Annotated in this window: 18 protein-coding genes and 3 pseudogenes; all 21 read left to right on the top strand. The window is 28.4% G+C overall.

Translation table 11 applies throughout. The annotated features are described in order from the left end of the window. A pseudogene (locus tag HGPB_RS00785) lies at positions 1-386 on the top strand (MATE family efflux transporter); the annotation flags it as partial. A 40-nt stretch (positions 387-426) separates the two neighbouring features. After that, positions 427-2148 (top strand): ABC transporter ATP-binding protein, encoded by a 1722-nt coding sequence (locus HGPB_RS00780; RefSeq protein ID WP_019131782.1) that lies wholly within the window; start codon positions 427-429, stop codon positions 2146-2148. After that, a complete protein-coding gene (locus HGPB_RS00775) occupies positions 2141-3877 on the top strand; it encodes an ABC transporter ATP-binding protein (protein WP_019131781.1) in 1737 nt (578 codons plus the stop codon). The genes HGPB_RS00780 and HGPB_RS00775 overlap by 8 nt, the downstream gene beginning before the upstream one ends. 306 nt (positions 3878-4183) lie before the next feature. After that, the gene (locus HGPB_RS08815) at positions 4184-4321 is read left to right on the top strand and encodes a hypothetical protein (RefSeq protein WP_019131780.1); all 138 of its coding nucleotides are present in this window, start codon (positions 4184-4186) and stop codon (positions 4319-4321) included. Positions 4322-4376: 55 nt separating this feature from the next. Next, a pseudogene (locus HGPB_RS00770) lies at positions 4377-6130 on the top strand (recombinase family protein). A 174-nt stretch (positions 6131-6304) separates the two neighbouring features. Beyond that, positions 6305-7306: a virulence RhuM family protein gene (locus HGPB_RS00765; protein ID WP_036738099.1), complete on the top strand. Its 1002-nt coding sequence runs from the start codon at positions 6305-6307 to the stop codon at positions 7304-7306. A gap of 260 nt (positions 7307-7566) precedes the next feature. Then, positions 7567-8187, top strand: coding sequence for a hypothetical protein (locus tag HGPB_RS00760; RefSeq protein ID WP_019131778.1), 621 nt, complete (start codon positions 7567-7569; stop codon positions 8185-8187). A gap of 249 nt (positions 8188-8436) precedes the next feature. After that, positions 8437-9276, top strand: coding sequence for a GIY-YIG nuclease family protein (locus tag HGPB_RS00755; protein WP_019131777.1), 840 nt, complete (start codon positions 8437-8439; stop codon positions 9274-9276). A 255-nt stretch (positions 9277-9531) separates the two neighbouring features. Beyond that, positions 9532-10776: a DNA/RNA helicase domain-containing protein gene (locus HGPB_RS00750; RefSeq protein ID WP_019131776.1), complete on the top strand. Its 1245-nt coding sequence runs from the start codon at positions 9532-9534 to the stop codon at positions 10774-10776. 935 nt (positions 10777-11711) lie between these two features. Further along, the gene (locus tag HGPB_RS00745) at positions 11712-12026 is read left to right on the top strand and encodes a hypothetical protein (RefSeq protein WP_019131775.1); all 315 of its coding nucleotides are present in this window, start codon (positions 11712-11714) and stop codon (positions 12024-12026) included. Positions 12027-12271: 245 nt separating this feature from the next. Beyond that, the gene (locus HGPB_RS00740; protein WP_019131774.1) at positions 12272-12529 is read left to right on the top strand and encodes a glycine zipper domain-containing protein; all 258 of its coding nucleotides are present in this window, start codon (positions 12272-12274) and stop codon (positions 12527-12529) included. 254 nt (positions 12530-12783) lie between these two features. Then, positions 12784-13290, top strand: a complete 507-nt coding sequence (locus tag HGPB_RS00735; protein WP_019131773.1) for a GNAT family N-acetyltransferase — start codon at positions 12784-12786, stop codon at positions 13288-13290. Positions 13291-13517: 227 nt separating this feature from the next. Further along, entirely contained in the window at positions 13518-14006 is a 489-nt protein-coding gene (locus tag HGPB_RS00730; RefSeq protein ID WP_019131772.1) for an LOG family protein, read from the top strand. Then, a pseudogene (locus HGPB_RS00725) lies at positions 13987-14571 on the top strand (response regulator transcription factor); the annotation flags it as partial. The gene HGPB_RS00730 and the pseudogene HGPB_RS00725, both read left to right, overlap by 20 nt. Before the next feature lie 2 nt (positions 14572-14573). After that, a complete protein-coding gene (locus tag HGPB_RS00720) occupies positions 14574-15869 on the top strand; it encodes a sensor histidine kinase (protein WP_019131770.1) in 1296 nt (431 codons plus the stop codon). Between the two features lie 95 nt (positions 15870-15964). After that, positions 15965-16291, top strand: coding sequence for a hypothetical protein (locus HGPB_RS00715; protein ID WP_019131769.1), 327 nt, complete (start codon positions 15965-15967; stop codon positions 16289-16291). A gap of 6 nt (positions 16292-16297) precedes the next feature. After that, positions 16298-16489 (top strand): helix-turn-helix transcriptional regulator, encoded by a 192-nt coding sequence (locus HGPB_RS00710; RefSeq protein WP_019131768.1) that lies wholly within the window; start codon positions 16298-16300, stop codon positions 16487-16489. Between the two features lie 375 nt (positions 16490-16864). Continuing rightward, positions 16865-17380, top strand: coding sequence for a hypothetical protein (locus HGPB_RS08925; protein WP_019131767.1), 516 nt, complete (start codon positions 16865-16867; stop codon positions 17378-17380). A gap of 75 nt (positions 17381-17455) precedes the next feature. After that, complete coding sequence (locus HGPB_RS08920) at positions 17456-18358, top strand: hypothetical protein (RefSeq protein WP_019131766.1); 903 nt, start codon at positions 17456-17458, stop codon at positions 18356-18358. Between the two features lie 650 nt (positions 18359-19008). Beyond that, positions 19009-20052 (top strand): Fic family protein, encoded by a 1044-nt coding sequence (locus tag HGPB_RS00700; RefSeq protein ID WP_019131765.1) that lies wholly within the window; start codon positions 19009-19011, stop codon positions 20050-20052. 68 nt (positions 20053-20120) lie between these two features. Next, the gene (locus tag HGPB_RS00695; protein WP_019131764.1) at positions 20121-20396 is read left to right on the top strand and encodes a hypothetical protein; all 276 of its coding nucleotides are present in this window, start codon (positions 20121-20123) and stop codon (positions 20394-20396) included. Positions 20397-20424 lie beyond the last annotated feature (28 nt).

Here is a 20424-nt window from a genome sequence, read left to right as displayed (position 1 = left end):
TCGGAGGATTAGTTCTTGCATCAATATTTTGGATACCAGCATTAGCATTTTCAAAGAATATACTTTCCTTATTTGGAGTAGAAGAAAGTATTATAACTCAGGGAATAGGGAACTTTAGACTATTTTATTCTATCTTTATCCTATATGGAGTAATGGTAATGACTATAACATTCTTCCAAGCAATAGGAAATGCTAAAAAGGCAGGCATAATCGTCATGCTAAGACAATTATTTTTATTCCTCCCTGCCATGATTATTCTACCGATGATATTTGGGGTTAAGGCAGTATGGTTTGCTGAACCTCTTGTAGATTTAATTATGATTTTAACTGGAATAGGAATGATGATCGGAGAACTTAATAGAATGTCATCTCAAGCAAAAAAATAAAGTAGATAGTTAAAAAATACTACCAAAAGGAGGTTTTGAAGTGAATTTAGTAAAAGAATATGTAAATAAAAGAAAAGGCTCATATTTTATGTCAATCTTATTGGCAATAATTGGAGTAGTGGCTGGGCTTTTTTCATATATATACATGGCAAAAATCATTGTAAATTTGATTAATGGCGTAAGCGACATGAATTTATACACTCCACTTTGCATAAGTATTTTAATAACATTTGTTATTAAAGAAGTGGCAGCTGGAATATCAACAAGTATTTCCCATACCGCAACTTTTAACTCATTAGGAGAAATCAGAAATGATATTTCCAAAAAATTATTTAAGATGCCATTGGGAGATGTATTATCAAGATCATCTGGAGAATTAAAAAATATTATAGTTGAGCAAGTTGATTCTATGGAAACTTCACTTGCCCACTTAGTGCCGGAATTTACGGCAAATTTAGTAGGACCTATTCTATTGTTTATTTACATGTTTACACTAGATTGGCGATTGACCTTGCTATCACTAATTCCATTTGTGGTAGGAATGGCTACCATGATGTCTGTTATGAATGCTCATTATAAGGGAATGTTTGGAAAGTCAGTTGCCATTGGTCAACATATGAATAATTCTATTGTTGAGTATATAAACGGTATTGAAGTAATCAAGACATTTAATCAAAGCGAATCATCTTATAAAAAATATGCGGATAGCGTTTATGACAATGCAAGTTTTTATTATAAATGGATGGGTGAATCTATGAATAGGGTTGCCATAGGTAGATTACTTTCTCCTATGGGAATTATTACCATCATACCCTTTGGGATTTTATTTTATATAAATGGAAGTATTGATTTAGGAAATTTAATTACCTTAATCGTCTTATCCTTTGCTACAGTTTCTAGCATTTTAAAAATCATGAACTATATGGATGATATGTCAAGAATATCAACTATAACTTCTGAAATAGGAAAGATTTTAGATTCAAGAGAGTTAGAAAATATCGACAAGGGAGAAAAAATAGAATCCTATAATATAGAACTTCAAGACGTCGACTTTTCTTACGATGGAAAAAATAAGGTTATAGATAATCTTTCTATGGAAATAAAAGAATCTTCTGTTTCAGCCCTCGTTGGTCCTTCTGGATCAGGCAAGTCTACAATAGCAAAACTTATTGCTGGATTTTGGAATGTAGATAAGGGATCTATTAAAATTGGTGGAGTAGAAACAAAAGATGTGTCGCTCGAAAACTTGTCTTCACTTATTTCTTTTGTATCCCAAGACAATTTCCTCTTTGATATGACTATAAAGGAAAATATTAGGCTTGGAAATAAGAATGCCTCTGACGAAGAAATTATAGATGTATGTAAAAAATCTGCCTGCCATGATTTTATTATGAATCTATCTAACGGTTATGATACAAGAGTTGGCGAAGGTGGAGGTCATCTATCTGGAGGAGAAAGACAAAGAATATCTATTGCTCGTGCAATGCTAAAGAATGCACCAATCGTAATTTTAGATGAAGCAACTTCTTATATAGATCCTGAAAATGAAGCTCTCATACAAAACGCCTTGGCAAATCTAGTTAAGGGTAAAACTTTAATCATAATTGCTCATAGGTTAAAGACAATTGTTGATGCAGATAGGATATTTGTTATTAAAGATGGTAAATTGGATTCTTATGGAAATCATAAAGAACTATTAAAGTCATCAGAGCTTTATAAGGAAATGGTTGATGCCAATGTAAGGGGTGATGAAAATGCTTAAGGTGTTTAAAAAGATATGGAATTTTTCTAAGGAAGAACAAGCAAATATTAAAAAATCTATTCTGGCTGGATTCTTTCATGCAGTCTTTAATGCTCTACAATTTGGTGCAATTTACTATATGTTGGTAAATATACTCTCTAAAACTTTAGACTATAAGGCTATCTTTATTTGTCTTGGAATATTAGTTATATCCCTTGTCGGAAAGATAATGACACAAAAATCATCACAAATGGCACAAACACACGCAGGATATTTTATGGCTGCCCATAAGAGAATAGAAATAGGTGAGAAGATAAAAAGAGTTCCCATGGGTTTCTTTTCAGACTTTTCACTGGGAAGACTTACAAGTATTGCCACATCTAATCTTTCCCAAGCAGAGCAATGGGTGCCTATGCTACTGGTTCTTGTACTTGGTGGAGTTTTAAATACTTTAGTCTTTGTCCTTGGAACTTTAATATTTAATGTAAAGGTAGGGTTTGTTGCAGTAGCAGGTGTGGTAGTATTTTTCATCGTTACATCAATGATGGAGAAAAAATCATCAGCTAATGCAGACAAAATGACAGAAACGCAGACAAGACTTACAAAAGAAGTATTAGCAACTTTACAAGGAATGCAGGTTATAAAATCTTATAATCTTGGTGGAGAAAATAACAGGGCTTTGAGAAAGTCTATAAAAGATACATCCAAAATACTCTTAGACCTGGAGAAATCTGTAGCACCCTACACAGTTATTCAAAGAATTGTAATGGGAATAACAACAGTATTTATGGTCTATGTATCATTAAAATTAAATTTATCTGGTGAACTTCCACTTGCTGAAACAATTCTTATGATTATGGCATCCTTTATTATCTTTGAAGGCTTAATCGGGGCAGGATCAAACATGGCAATCCTAAGAGCTTGCGAAAATGCCATAGATTCTGTAGGTTTTATCGACTCTATGCCTGATATGAGAGAAGGAAGTATTACAGAGCCTATAAAAAATCATGATATAGTCTTTAAAAATATTTCTTTTTCTTATGATGACAGACCAATTTTAAAAAATGTATCAGCAGAGATAAAAGAAAATACTATGACTGCCATTGTAGGACCATCTGGATCTGGTAAGACAACATTTTGTAATCTCATAGCGAGATTTTGGGATGTAAATTCTGGAGAGATTTTAATTGGTGGAAAAAATATAAAAGACTATAAGATAGAAAATCTTATGAATTCTATTTCCATGGTATTTCAAGATGTATATCTATTTGAAGATACAATTGAAAATAATATAAAATTTGGAAAACAAAATGCAAGCCATGAAGAAGTTGTAGAAGCTGCAAAAAAAGCAAGATGTCATGAATTTATAGAAGCTTTACCAGAAGGATATGACACTATCATTGGGGAAGGTGGAGCAAGCCTATCTGGTGGAGAAAAACAAAGAATTTCTATTGCAAGAGCTATGCTAAAAGATGCAGACATAATTATATTTGATGAAGCAACAGCAAATATAGACCCAGAAAATGAAGATAAACTTAAAGAAGCAATTGAATCATTAACAAAAAACAAAACAGTAATTATGATTGCCCACAGACTAAAAACCATAAGAAATGCAGATCAAATTTTAGTTTTAAAAGATGGGGAAATAGTAGAACGTGGAAATCATGAAGAACTGATTAAAAATAATGGACTATATTCAGATCTAATTAATATAAAATCTAAGACTGAATCTTGGAAATTAAATAATTGATAGGAAGAAATATTAAAGTCTTTAAACAGTAAAATTTAGATTAGAGGATTTATGCCTAATAGCATAAGTCCTCATTTTTTATATTCAAATTAATCAATAAAACTCAAAATACTATAAAAAATAAAAATTCTGCTTACCAAAGAGGGCAAATTTCACTTTATAAAGTGAGGGGTATTTTATCATCTTTCTATAAAAATTAAAATACTTTGAAGTGTGAATATTCTTGAAATTGATTATGTGAGATTAGCATATTTCAAATTTAATTCACTTATCAAGGTAAAAAATTAACTTATATAGGAGGTTAAAATGCAAGCAATAAAGATTTATAGTATGAGAGTTGCTATGTTATGTAGGCTTTATGATCTTAAATTAATTAATGATAAGGAATATATAAAAATAAAAAATAGAATAGAAAATGATTATAAGAAGATGGATAGAAAGTAGTTAATCTTGTGATACAATAACGCTGTAGAAAGATACAAAATGGGAAGGAGGTAAAATGAATACTAAAGTAAAAGTAATAAAAGCTTCAAATACAGGAGCTAGAAATAGAAATGCACTACATTTAGATTTAAAACGAGTTGCAGCATATTGTCGAGTTAGCATTGATAGTAAAGACCAACTTGAATCATATAAATCGCAAGTTGATTATTACACAAATCTAATAAAAAATAATAAGAACTGGACTTTGGCTGGTATATACGCAGATGAAGCAACAACAGGAACAACTGCTACTAAAAGAGTAGATTTCATGAGGCTAATAAGTGATTGCCAAAATGGAGATATAGACATGATAATTACTAAATCTATATCAAGATTTGCAAGAAATACATTAGATACTTTGAAATATGTAAGACTATTAAAGGAAAACAATGTTGGTGTAGTATTTGAAGAAGAAAATATAGATACTTTGACAATGGATGGAGAGTTACTATTAACAATATTAAGTTCAGTAACTCAACAAGAAGTAGAAAATACCTCAGCCCATGTGAAAAAAGGACTTAAAATGAAAATGAAAAAAGGGGAACTTATTGGTTTTCAAGGTTGCCTTGGCTACTACTATGACCCTACAACAAAAAGTATCTCCATAAATGAAGAAGAAGCTAAAATTGTTAGATATATCTTTAAAAGATATTTAGAGGGCAATGGTGGTTCAGCCATTGGTAGGGAATTAGAAGAACAAGGATATCTCACCCCTAGAGGTAAAACAAAATGGTCTGATACTACAGTGTTAGGAATAATTAAAAATGAAAAGTATATTGGAGATATACTAATGGGAAAAACATTCACAGTTGATCCCATAACAAAAAGAAGACTAGCAAACTTTGGTGAATCTGATAAATATCACATTGAAAATCATCACGAGCCAATTATATCAAGAGAAGATTTTGAAAAGGCACAGGAGATTAGACTCAGGAGAGCACAAAACAGAAACACTATTGCTAACAAAGATAGAAAAAGAGAAAAACTATCAAGACAATACGCTTTTTCAAGTATGCTTGAATGTGGATTTTGTGGCGAAATACTGTCAAGAAGAACATGGCACACTAGTTCAATTTATAAAAAAATTAACTGGCAATGTGTAAGGTCAACTAAAAAAGGTAAAAAATATTGCCCTCATTCAAAAGGGATACAAGAAGCAGCAATAGAAAAAGCATTTGTTGAAAGCTATAGGCAATTATGCCATGCAGATTCAACAGTATATAGATGACTTTTTAAAAATTGTAGAAGAAGAAATAAATGATAATACTTTAGTCAAGGATCTGAAAAAGATAGAAAACCAATTAAATAGAATCATTAGTCAAGAAAGAAAGTTAGTCGATCTTCATTTAGAAGATAGTATAGACGAAGAAGTTTATGCTAAAAAGTATAAAAAACTGACAAAACAAAAAGAAGAATTACTTGATGAAAAGAAAACACTGGAACTAACAATAAAAGATGAAGACTCTATTAAAGAAAGATTAAAGCAATTTAAAAAGGTGTTAGAGAATAGAGAAATTATAGAGGAATTTAACAGAACAGTATTTGAAAGCATAGTTGATAAAGTTGTGGTTGGTAGAATTGACAAAGGTGGAACAGTTCATCCATATGACTTAACATTCTATTTCAAAACAGGAATTAAAGATAGTCAAAATTCTAATGATTTCAAAGATAAAAAAAAATGCCAAGGACAATGACATTAATAAATTGTGTTCCTACAAGAATGACGAGGATAAAAAATTATGTTCCCAATCAAAAGACAACGCATGTTGAGACTGTAGTATTGATGTCAAGATGATGAAAAGTTAGATCTTAACATTTGAAATTTTAAAATCTTATTAAAAGGTGATATTAGTATAAGATAATTATTGTTAATGAAATAGTAATTTTAAGAAGTGTGTGAATGTAATTGTTTTATTAAAGAATTATAAGGAGATAAGATTGGATATGCATGACAGTAAAAAATTTTTGATATATGAGTCTGAGGATAATAAAGTTATAGTAGATGTTCTGGTTATGGATGATAGTATATGGATGACTCAAAAGCAGATGGCAAATTTGTTCGATGCAGACTTATCAGTTGTTTCGAAACACTTATCAAATATTTTTTATGAAGAAGAACTCAGTGAGGAAGCAACTCTTGCAAAAATTGCAAGAGTTCAAAAAGAAGGAAATAGAGAGGTATCAAGACAATTAAATTTTTATAATCTAGACGCTATCATAGCTTTAGGATATAGGATAAACTCAAAAAAAGCGACTAAATTTAGAATATGGGCAACAAAAATCTTAAAAGAATATATGATAAAAGGTTTTGCTTTGGATGATGAAAGATTAAAACAAGGTAAAAATATTTTTGGAGAAGATTATTTTCAAGAATTACTTGAAAGAGTTCGTTCTATAAGAGCTAGCGAAAGAAGAATATGGCAAAAAATTACAGATATATTTGCAGAAATATCTATTGACTACGATAAAGATTCGCAAATTACAAAATTATTTTATGCAGATGTTCAAAATAAATTTCACTATGCTATAACAGGTCAGACTGCTGCTGAAATCATAAACTCAAAAGCAGATAGAAATAAAGAAAATATGGGACTTGTAACATGGAAAAACTCTCCAAATGGAAGGATCCTAAAATCTGATACATATGTAGCAAAAAATTATTTAGCTGAGGATGAAATAAAACAATTAGAAAGAAACGTATCAGGATACTTTGATTATATCGAAGATTTGATTGAGAGGAGGAACACTTTTACAATGGAAGATTTTGCAAACAGTATTGATAAATTTTTAGAATTTAGAGAATACAGAGTTCTAGAGGGACACGGAAAAATTTCAATGAAGTTAGCTAAGGAAAAAGCATCAGTAGAGTATGAAGCATTTAATAAAACACAGAAAATAGTATCTGACTTCGATAGAAGTGTAAAAAAAATTATTGATAGCAATTAATAGATTTAATTTCAATCATCATTTATTTTTAGAGTACAGTACAATTTCGTGTGATGTAGTATTATCAAATATTTTCAAATCAATTACTATAGTTGTCAAAGAATCTATATAAAATAGATTGATCCTAATTCAGATGAAGTAATCCACTTATGATCATGTAAATTTGTATATTCTAACAAACAAGAATATATTACTTATAAGTTAAATGGAATTCTACATGTTGAAAAAATCTTTATAAGTTTATAAAAGAGGTGTTTGTATTGAATTGGATGGATTATCAAAATAAATATTGGAAAAAGTACTTATATTTAGAAAGTAGAGTCATAGAAACTGAACATTATGTTACTTTTTCACATGAAAATCTTAAAACATTTTCTAATGTTTATGAAGAGCTTCTAATTAGTATATGTTCAGAACTTGAATCTGTATTTATAGAATGGTCTGGGGAAACGAATAATAATACAAACATTAATACTTATATCAAAAAAATAATCTTCAGAAAGGAAGATCATTTTGATAAAGAAATTAGCATATTTCTTTCTGATGTAAAAGTAAAACCTTTTAACAAATTGAAATTATTTTTATGTGAATTAAATGAATATAAAAAAATAGATTCCAAAACTCATTTAAAATGGTGGTTTAGCTATAATAAAATAAAACATGATAAATCAAATTATTATAAATTAGCAAATTTAGAAAATGTATTATATTCATTGGCGGCTCTATTTATAGTGGAAAATCTTAGAATAAAAAAATTAGCAGAAAGTGATTCAAATGCTGATAGGGATTGCCCTATATCACCAGCAAAGCTATTAAGTGGAAAGTTTAATACTAGATATATTGCTCTAGGAAATGATCTACACGCGGAGATAGATATATAGAACCAATATTTTTATGAATATATTCCAATATATGATAATTTTATAAGATAGAAAAAACTATCTATACAGTTTATTAAGAAATCAAGAATAAGTATGCTTATTCTTGATAAACAAAATAGAGAAATAGAAGTATGGCTAATGTAGAATTTGCACACAATAAGAAAGGTAAAAGAATATGGAGTTTGCTCTAAAGCTTCGACTGTTTAGATAGCTATATTAATGGCAAAAAAATATATAAGGAGCTTCATTATGAAAAATAGCAAAAATTTTAATCTTTTTTTATTAGATGGAGAAGTAACCGGAAGAATAAAATGTACTTTATCAAATTGGACAGGATTAGCCTTTAAAATTCCAAGATTATATCTTGATAAATGTAAAGATAGACAAGATTTAAAACAAAGTGGAGTATATTTTTTGTTTGGTAAAAATGATAATGATGAAAATGAAGTTTACATAGGACAAGCTGGAATTAGAAAAAATGGAGAAGGTGTATTATTTAGAGTATCTGAACACTTAAAAGATGACTTTTATTTTTCTGAGGCTGTGATGCTGACAACTCAAAATAATTCATTTGGACCGACAGAGATTTCATACTTAGAAAATAAGTTTACTAACATGGCTACTGAAACCGATAGGTATAAAATAATAAATGGTAATGATCCAAATCCAGGAAATGTTACAGAAGAAAAAGAGTCAGAACTTGAGGATTTTATCGAATATTCTAAAATGGTTCTTGGTGTATTAGGATATAAAATTTTTGTTCCTATAGTGGAAACTAAAGAAAAAATTAATACTTCAAAAGAGGATGACGAGTTAATACTATACCTATCAAGAAAAATTAGAAAATCTAATAAAACAATTGAAGCAAAATGCAAAAGAACTAATGAAGGTTTTGTAGTATTAAAAGGTAGTATGATTGAAGAAATTGATTCTAGGGCAATACCAAAATCAATAAAAGAACTAAGAGATAGGAATCGGAAAAATAATGAAATAATAGATGGGAAAATAACAAAAGATTATTTATTTAACAGTCCATCCTATGCAGCAGCTTTTGTTTTGGGAATGCAAACAAATGGAAGAACTGATTGAAAAAATAAAAATGGGATAACTCTTAAAGAATTAGAAGAAAAAGAAATGCAATAAAATAGTTTATAAGAGTAATATATATAAATTCTATTTTTATTAGTATGAACTAAAAATAGAATTTATATCAAGCTTGAGCAGATTTATAGGCATATGTATTTGCATGTAAAAATGCTGATTATACAATGTTGTTGAATATACTTTTAATAAAGTTGATTAGAGAATCTGTTATAAAAATAATTTTTATTAAGGGTGGTAAAATTGAGTAGAAGTATTAATTTAGAGTCTTTATATCAAATTATAAATAATCCTATTATCTATAATAATAAAGATATAATGAAAAATTTCTTCGCAACTTTAGATGACGATGTCCAAAATATTTCAAATATTCAGATAAAGTATAGGGAGTTGGAAACTTTTAAATCTTTATATGAAAAAATAAGCAGTAAATTGAATTCCGAACAAAAAGAAGCTTTTTATTATGGTTATAAAAATAGTAAAGCTATTAATCAGGAATTTGATTTATTAAGATTTACCAAAGATACAACATTAAATATTGAATTAAAGTCTGAATATCCAAACGGTGGCAAGGATAAATTGGAAGATACTTTAAGAAGACAAAATCACATTTTATTAAATTGTACAGAAAATGTGATTAATTATACATATGTTTTAAGTGATGAAAAGTTGTATAAGTTAGTTCCAATTAATGGTTGTTCAAATGAAGATTATAAGTTGTCAGAAGTGGAATTTTCTAGATTGATTCAAGATATATCAAGTGACTATATTGAATGTAATAAGCTTGAAATGATAAAAACAGAAGATTTAATAATATCACCTTATAGTGAGCCTGAAAAATTTGTAAAGAACTCTTATTACTTAAATCAAGAACAAAGAGATGTGGTCGACAAAATATTAAAATCAGAATTGAGATATCATAGTATATCGGGTAGGGCAGGTACTGGAAAGTCACTTGTACTATTTGATTTAGCTGCACAGTTTATAAAACAAGGTAAAAATGTAATTCTAGTTTTTTGTGGTAAATTAGAAAATAGTGGAGAATTAAGTAGAATTCATAACTTTAATATTTTTGATATAAAGTCAATAAGTTGTAATTTTTCACAGCTTAGAAAGTATGATGTTGTTTTATTTGATGAATTTCAAAGAATTAGAGAAGAACAGTATAATATTTTAATAAATTTAGATGTAGAACTAGTCGTTTATAGTGTTGATAAGAAACAAACATTACATCCTGCTGAGAAAAGATTAAATATAGAAGATAAGCTGAATAAAAATATAAAAATTACTAATTATTGCTTAGGTGATAAAATTAGACAGAATAATGAGATGTCGTGGTTTATTAGAAAATTATTACAACCTACAGATAGGAAGAGTCAACCAGCTGATTATAAAAAAGTAACAGTCAAATACTTTAATAATAGAGAAGGGGCATCAGATTATATAGAGCATAGGTATAATCATGATCAATTTATACCTATTGAATGAACGGAATATAGTACAAAAACTACAGGAAGGAAGCAAAGAAAAAATTTTTTATTTAATTCAAAAAACATCCATGATGTTATAGGAAAAGAATATAACAATGTCATTGTTATATTTGATGAGCATGTCTTTTACGATAAAGAGACGGCTAAATTAGCATCTAATTATAAAGAAAGTGATGATTACATAAATTATCCATATGATGAATTTAGCTGCTATTTTGAAGCCTTAACTAGAGTTAAAGATAAGCTAGAAATAGTCATTATTAATAATCCTAATATATATAAAGTGGTATTAGAGATACTAAATTGGGAGAAAGATTTTAATAATGCTATCAATGAATCACTAAAAAAAGAAAATGAGCAATTAAAGGAAAAGATTAAAAAGTTAAGATCAGAGTAATTTTGCATAAGAATTAAAGTACGTTGCGAATAAAGTAACAGCAATCAATGTGAGCGGTTGTTACTAAGAAGAAAAATATATAGATTTTATAGCAGAATCTTAGTGGATATATTTTCTAATACAAGGACTTTAAAAATATGGAAATTTATCCATGATGACCACTCAATCCACTTTGAGAGTGTAGTATTGATATCAAAGGTTAAAAAATAGCCACAAAATTCAAATAATACTGAGAGTTTTAGGTGATTTGATAAATTTGGCATCGGGTTAATTGGATGATTCTTGGAAACTTATCTACGGATAGCTCAACCGAAGAATCGGAAGATTGAGTTACTAAGTTAGATGTCGGTGAAATTTGAATTTTGAGAAAAAATAATTATTAGAAAATATAAGCAATATTTAAGAACTAAGAAAATACATCAATAGAGTATTCTGGTTTACTTTTTTGTGATTTACATACTCTAAGGCAGATTATATAATGAAAAAAACATAAAAAATTAGTTTGATAAATTAGAAGTTGAAAGGATTCTGATATTATGGAGAAATTAAAAAAGAACATGGTTTTCTATTTAATCTTGCTGATAGATTTTTATATTATTCCTTTTCTTATAAAAGACACAGGAAGTGCAATGATTCTTATGTTAGTAATTATTCCTCTAATATGTTTAATTACTTCTATTTTTTATGGAAGAAGAAATGGCTTTGATTTTTGGTATATTTTGAGTGTAGCAATTATATTTGCCCCATCTATATTTATATTTTATAACTCAAGTGCATGGGTTTATGTAGTTGGATATGCAGTTATTGCATTGTTTGGAAATTTAATAGGATTACCCTTAAGAAAAAGATAAATTTCACTTTGTAGCTTTAATATATTTTAGACTAGATGTTAGTAAATTTTTTATTCAAAAAGACCAAGCTAAAAGGATAGAGTTGATAAAGAAAAATCTACAGAAAAGATTTATGGAGTGCTTGCTGCAATTATGACTCTTGATAAGTCTATAAGTTGTGGTAATGATATTAGTAAATTTGCTTATGATTATAGAGAATTGATTGTTTTTTAAACTAGGTATATCTTATTAAGAGGAGATATAATATGGAAATTTTAAGAATAATATTACCTATAATTTTAATATGCCTACTTGCTGTTTATGTTGTTCATAGTGCTAAGAAAAAATCAGAATATGAATCTAATGAAGATGAAGAAGTTGAAAATAATATGTCTGAAGGCATGGCCATTGGTATGGGTATAGGAACTGCAATAGGAATAGCATTGGGTATAGAAAATTTAGCCGTTGGAATGTCTATTGGGATGTTATTAGGTATGATAATAGGAATGAATATAAAAAAATAGAAATAAATAATTATGAAATAAATCAATTTATTTTCACATACTAGGATTTTGAAAATGGAAAATATTATTTATACTGACCACTCAATTTATCAGAGAAGTGGGAGTAAAGAGTTTCTGAAATATTTAAAATCAACAGGTTAATCATTTTTAGGTTTGTTATAATAAAATTGATTTTTGAATAAAATATTGAAAATATTCTCAAATATAAACTTGGGTAAATGGTAAGATAAATTAGATTTTGCTGGGGAATTAATATGGAAATAATGGAAACAGAACGTTTAATACTTAGAGTTCCTACTCTTGATGATTTTGATGAATTATATTCTGTTCATGCAAATCCTGAAACTAATATTTTTAATCCAGGATGGAAAAAGCCAAGCAAGGAAGAATATTTAGATACTTTAAATAAAACCATAGAGCACCATAAAAAGCAAGGATTTGGATATTATTCTTTAGTGGATAAAGCTGATAATAGAGTTTTTGGTTTGTGTGGTTTAAGGTTTACATCAATAAAGGATAAAAAATATTTAAATCTGTATTATAGAATAGATCCTTCTAAAATGAGAAAAGGTTTTGTAAAAGAAGCAGCTAGTAAAATAATTGATATTGTAACTAATCAATTAAATAATGAATACAAAGTAGTAGCTTTAACTTTAGATAAAAACATTCCTTCGAGAAAAACTGCTGAATCATTAGGTTTAAAATACAATAAAGATTTTGATGATGTGTATGGAGAAGGGAACGTATACTATTTTAATTAACCAAAAAATTATGGAGAAAATATAAATACTGAGTATCTGTGTTTTTCACTAGATAGTAATTTATCTAAGTAAGTCTGGATTAGATTTTCGATATTTTGGAGTAATTTTCGGGAAAGCAGGAAGGATAACAAGCAATTTAATAACTCGACCATTATGTTGGATCATAGACAGTAGAATTGTTTACCTGGAAAGTTGATTAAATAGAAATTTGTAGGAGGAAATTTTTAATGAATATTACAGTTTATCTTGGTTCAAACGAAGGAAATGATCCGTGCTTACGAGAAGCGGTTGAGGAATTTGGAACCTGGATTGGGAAAAGTGGAAATGCACTAATATATGGCGGTTCTAAATCTGGACTTATGGGTGCAATAGCGGATAGTGTTTTGAAAGCTGGAGGTAAAGTAACAGGTGTTGAACCAGAATTTTTTATAGAAAACGAGTTTCAACATGATGGGTTAACTAAGTTAATTGTGACCAAGGATATGACGGAGCGTAAAAATAAAATGATTGAGTTGGGAGAAGCCTTTATTGCTTTTCCTGGTGGCACTGGAACATTAGAGGAAATTTCAGAGGTAATGTCGAAGGTGTCTTTGAAACAGCTGGATGCAGCTTGCATTATCTATAATCTGAACGGTTACTATGATGATTTGAAAGCGCTTCTTAGTCATATGATTGAAAAAGGTCTGTCCTCCAAAGAAAGACAGGAAGGAATCTAGATTTAAATTAGAAAACTTTAAAATTGATTTAATAGTTTTAGACTTAATGCTTCCAGATGGAAGTGGTTTTGACTTATTAAAGGAAGTTAGACAGACTTCTAATATGGGCGTTATAATTTTATCTGCTCTTGATGGAATAGATGATAGGAGAGAAGGCTTTGAAAACAAGGCAGATGATTATTTAGTCAAACCTTTCTTTCCAGATGAACTTCTTTGGAGAATTGATGCAGTTTTAAGGAGAAGTAAAAAAATTAAAAAGGAAGAAAAGATAAATTTAGGGAATGTGATTTTCGATAAATCGAAGGGAATACTTGAAAAAAATGGAGAAGAAATTGCATTAACTGCCACACAATTTAAAATCTTAGATTACTTATCTGAAAATATAAACATGATAGTTTCAATTGATAGAATTTTAGAAAATATTTGGAAAGATTCTTATGGCTATGAAAACACGCTAATAACTCACATATATAGGTTGCGTGAGAAACTAGAGGATAATCCAAGAGATCCTAAAATCTTAGTCACCATAAAAGGACTTGGTTATAAACTTGTTAAAGAGGATTAATAATGTTTAATTATATTTTAAAAAGGTTTAAAAAAATTGTTATTAGAATACTATCTTTAATGTTTTTTTTAATATTTTTACTTATGATTTTTCTCTACTTAAATTACAGATTAAATAATGAATATCCAAAACCTAATGATGTTTATTCTTATGTAGAAAATAATAAAAGTAAGGTTTATCTAAATGAAAAAAACAAAGAATTTTTAAAAGAAAAAGATATTTGGGCGATAAGACTCGATAAAAATGGAAGAGTAATCGAAAGTTTTAATAAGCCAAAAAATCTTAAAGATAAATTTGAAATTACAGATGTTGCAAGATTCACAAGATTTTATTTGGCTGATTATCCTGTATTTACATATATTGTAGGGGATGGTTTGCTTCTATTTGCATATCCTAAAAATTCTTTGGATAAATTACCCTTTAATTATTATAATTACAAAAACCTTGTTTTTAACTTAGAATTGGTTCTAATATTCTTAAATTTGTTTTTATTATTTGTCTATATAATTTATAAGATTGATATTAAAGAAATCTTTAAAAACATATTACCATTTCAAAGAGCAATAGATAAGCTCTATGAAGATGACTATGAAAAGTTAGATGAATATGGAGAATTAAAAGACCTAGCTTTTAGCATAAATAAGGCAAATGAAAAATTTAATAATTTAAAAGAATCTCAAGGCAAGTGGATCAGAGGTGTGAGCCATGATGTTAGAACACCACTTGCAAAAATTTCATGGGAACTAAGTAAAGACAATAAAGAGGATCTTGACACAGAAAATATACAAGAACAAGTTTTAAAAATTTCAAATATTCTAGAGAGTTTAAATCTTACTTTGTCGCTTTCTAACATAGATAAAGAAAATTTCAGTGAAGAAAACCCATTAAAAGTAATCCGAAAACTTATAGTAGATAAGCTAAATGAAAATCCAGACAGAGAAATTATTTTTGAAAATAATATAAAAAATCAAAATATAAAAATAAAAATGGACCCAAATTTATTTTATAGGATGCTTGAAAATATTTTAAAAAACTCACTAATTTATACAGACGGGGAAATTAAAGTTACAATTTCAGATTATGAAAATATCCTAATTATTACTATATTGGATGAAGGAGAAGGAGTAGCTGAAGATATTATAAGAAAAATTAAGGAAGAAGATTTGACTAATATTACAAGACATGGTTTGGGTATTTTTATATCTAAACAAATAGCCGAATTACACGATGGAACTTTTACTATAAAAAATAAGCATCCTGGTTTAGAAGTATCTTTTATCTTTGATAATATGAATTAAATTTTATTTTCATATCGAACCATGTCAAAAGTATTTGACATGTAATTCAAAAAAGTATATACTGATGTCAAAAGTATTTGACATAGGAGGTTAATATGAAGAGTATAAATTTTTTTGAATCAAATCAGATTTTGTTTTTGGCTTTTCTATGGATATTTCTTGTAGCATCAATAATATGTACTTTATTCATGATAGTTACTTTAGTTAAAAAAGGAGATGAGAGAAAAAAATATATTGTGAAAAAATCAAGTTTAACAGCCTTAATAGTAGGGATAATATTTTTAATTATAAATATAATTTGGAATATTTTCTTTGAGCAAAATTCTGGGATTGGATTTGAAGAGAGTCCGATAATTTATATAGGCATAATATCTATCGCTTTTAATATTTCACAAGCAATTAACATGAAAAAATATGGGTGATCAAAAGTGAAGAATCACATAAAAGAAATTAGAACAGAAAAGGGATTATTTCAACAAGAATTGGCTGATATCTGTGAGGTAAGTAGACAAACAGTTAATGCTATTGAAAATAATAAGTACGATCCGACCCTTGAACTTGCTTTTAAATTGGCAGCGGCACTAGATACCACGGTAGACAATCTATTTATATATGAATAAAAATATCAACTTGATTTTTTATGAAAGCATCTACACTGTAGGTGCTTTTTTATTTTAAAAATTAAAAAATATCAAAAATTTTAAAAAATATTATCCTTTCGGGCGATTTAGGAAGATTAAAGATTCTATAATCTATATATAACTACTTTTCAATAAAACGGATGAAAAATAAGGAGTGAAAATGATGAAAAAGAAAAAAGGAAATACTAGAGTAGAATAACTATAAAAACGGTTTAGAGAATACTAGCTAGGCCGTTTTTATTTACATATTTTATTTGCATAATATTAATTTGCACATTTATATTAAAGGTGTATAAAGTTACTTTCTGTATTACAATTAAGTTAAATAGAGTAATTATTGATGTGAGGGATATTATGAAAAGAAATTTTAAAAATTTTATTATTTTTATCTTGGCGATTGTTCTTCTTGTTGGATGCAAAAAAGGAAATAATTCGTCACAAGCCGTAAATGAAAATACAAACAATACAAGCAATATGAATAATACTAATGACAAAAAATCTGCAGAAAAAGATTCTAATAAGACTGCTTCTAAAACTCAAAAAAATTTAAAGCCTGTTAAGGGGGCAATTATTGGATCCCTGTCTTCCTATGTTGAAGACAGGGAAGTTTGGAATAATTTCATTGATGAAAAAAACATGGCATCGGCAAAGAGAGATGACTATGGTCTTCATTTACCTAAGATACTTTTGAAATCTAAAGATGCAAAGAAGGCCAACGAAGAGATTGATGAAATTGAAGAAAATTTAAGAAAGATTTATGAATCTGGAAAAGCAAAAATGGAGGGCGACGACATTGGCATATATTCTTCTTTCTCAGTCTACCAAGACGACAATGTATTGAGCATAATGATTAAATTTTCTGACATTTAGCAGAATGATCCTCCAAGCTATATTGCATACAACTTTTCTCTGCCTGATGGAAACTATATTGATGACAATGAACTTATGAATAATTTTGGCGTGGATAAAGCTGATATCTTGAGCATGGTTGAAAATGGATTGAGAGAAGAACAAGATTTGACTACTAGCATCTACCACGCAGATGTGCTCGATAATACCTTTATCTATAATCCGAGCAACTATACTGGCCTGATTCTTAATGAACTATGGGACAATTTTAAAGATATAGAGAATCAAATTTATATAGACGAAGTTGGCAGACCTAACTTTATTTTTACTCAATATCCAATTGTAAATATGGTCTCTTGTCCGGTAACTTTAGAACTAAAAGCAAACAGTTTTGATAGAAATCCAATTTCTGATGAATATTTAAGGATGGCAAGAAAGCTTGGCATAGATCCAAAAGATGAAAAACACAAGGCTTTTATAATCCATCTTGGATCTGCCTTCGATGAAGAAAGCCTAAAAGCCACACTTGAAAAACTATATGCTTGGACAAATATATTTTCAAATTACGAAGATCCTAGTATGCTGGTTTCAATGAAAATAAGCGAAGGCGGAGATATGCCTTATTTAAACGGAGAAGAATGTTACCTAATAATTCCTAAGTACAAGAACGCATCTGTTTCTCTAAAGGAACTAGAAATTTCTCAAAATGGAGAATTAAAAGAGGTGGGCAATGAATTATTAGATTTTAATGCTTGTGCTGGAACCACATTTATCTGTCAAAATATAAGTGAGATCGCTCCAAATGGAAAAATCACCATAAGGTACAGAGATGATGTTTTAGAATTTTCACCTTCTATTAGTTTGAAAGACGGAAGCTTGATGTTACCAGACGGAGTAACAGATGCAGGGGACATCCTTGATTGGAATAGCTTAATCCAAACAAATATTTATTCACCAACAATATTTGAAATAATGCGATTTATAATGGGTGTGGGTTAATAGAAGTTTATGGCACACTTGTGATTAAAAGTGGATTAATTCCAACAAGTACATTATTAAAATATTAAAGTGAAATTTATATATACAAGTTAAAATATATACAATCACAATAAAAGTATAAAGAAAAAAGAACAAACTTGAGGCAAACAGCTTCTAAACTATAAAATTAAAACACCTTAGAAGATATAAAATTTCATTATATTACACCGTTCATTATCTCCAAGTGGATTAAAAACAAAATTACCATGGAAACTTAAATCACAGACGGGAAAATTAATATTCGTGGGAATCAAAAAATCAGAGAAAAATTGACAGCAAACAATAAATCAAAAATAAAAGGATAGGTTAAATGGTTAAAAATAAATTATGGTTGATACTAGCAATAATTGCATTTATTACACTAATATTATCAATATATATATGTCAATAAAACAGGAAAAACTGAGTATGCATGGATAATTGGCTCTATGCTTTTTGGTATAGGGTGTGGAAATAAATATAAAAAATTTAGAGAGAAGATTTAATTCTTCTCTTTTTTGATTTGTAGATTAATTAATATTAAAAATATCTATTAATTTTAGATTAGCCTAAGATATTTCAATATCGCCTAAAATGTAGTATAATTTAGGTGATAAAAGGAGGTTTAGGCGATGAGATCTTTTGATTATTCTGAATTAAATACCAAGAAATGGGATGGAGAAATATTAAATTATATTTCTAAAATCGGTGAATATAAGGGCAGGCAAGAACTTTTTTTGAGTCAAAAACCAAAAGTTTTAGAAAATTTAGTTGAGCTTGCAATTATCCAAAGCACTGAGTCATCAAATAAAATTGAAGGCATAAGAACAACAAATTCTAGGATTAAAGATCTTGTATTAAAAAAGATAGAGCCTAAAAATAGGGATGAAGAAGAAATACTAGGCTACCAGGATGTTTTATCGACCATCCACGAATCTTATGAGTTTATACCAATAAAAACAGAAATTATTTTGCAGCTTCACAGAGATTTGTTTAAATATTCCGACAAATCTATCGGAGGAAAATTTAAGAATACTCAAAATTTTATAACTGAAAGTTTAGAAAATGGAGAAAGTATTATAAGATTTACTCCTCTTAAATCATATGAAAGTGAAGAAGCGATTAAACTTATTTGTGAATCTTATAATAGAGAAATTGATAAAGGAGAAATCAATCCTCTTATACTAATTCCAGCTTTTATTCACGATTTTTTATGCATTCATCCATTTAATGATGAAAATGGAAGGATGTCTAGATTGCTAACAACCCTACTTTTGTATAAGTTGGGATATGTGGTAGGAAGATATATTAGTATAGAAGAAAAAATAGAAAAAACAAAGAATACTTATTACCAAGTTCTTGAAAAAAGTGGATATGGATGGCATGAAAATAAAGAAGATATAAATTATTTTGTAAAATATATTTTAGGGATTATTCTATCAGCCTATAGAGATTTTGAAGAAAGGGTTGATATATTTGATAATAATCTATCTGCTTTTGAACAAGTTGAACAGGCTGTAAATAGAAAAATTGGGAAATTTACTAAAAGCGAGATAATGGAACTTACTCCAACAATAAGTAAGGCATCTGTAGAAAATTCATTAAAAAAATTGCTAGACAAGAATATAATTGAAAGGCATGGAAAAGGTAGAGCAACATATTATATAAAAAAATAATTATTATGAAATTTTGAAGATACTTGATATCATTAATAAATAAATATTAATTTTTTTAGGGAGGACTTATGTGGTTGATTTTTGGAATAGGGGCAATAGTATTTGCTTTATTAAATATAATCTTTGCTTTTAAAAATAAAAATGCAAGTTGGTATAGGTTTTTGAGTTTATCTCTAACGGCTCTTACAGTATGTGCATTTTATTCTGATGGTGCTGGACGTGTTGTTAAAGAGGATTGGGCAGGTCTTATGGATATTATGCCGACTATGAACAAGGCCTTGTGGATTTTAGTGATACTATCTATTTTAATTAATTCGATATCACTTTTTAAAGAAAATGAATGATATATACTATGCAAAATCACCTATATTA

The sequence above is a fragment of the Peptoniphilus obesi ph1 genome, from assembly GCF_000311865.1.
GTDB classification, from domain to species: Bacteria; Bacillota; Clostridia; order Tissierellales; family Peptoniphilaceae; genus Peptoniphilus_E; species Peptoniphilus_E obesi.
Note: the sequence above shows the minus strand (reverse complement) of the source record. Positions and strands in the feature narration are given on the sequence as shown.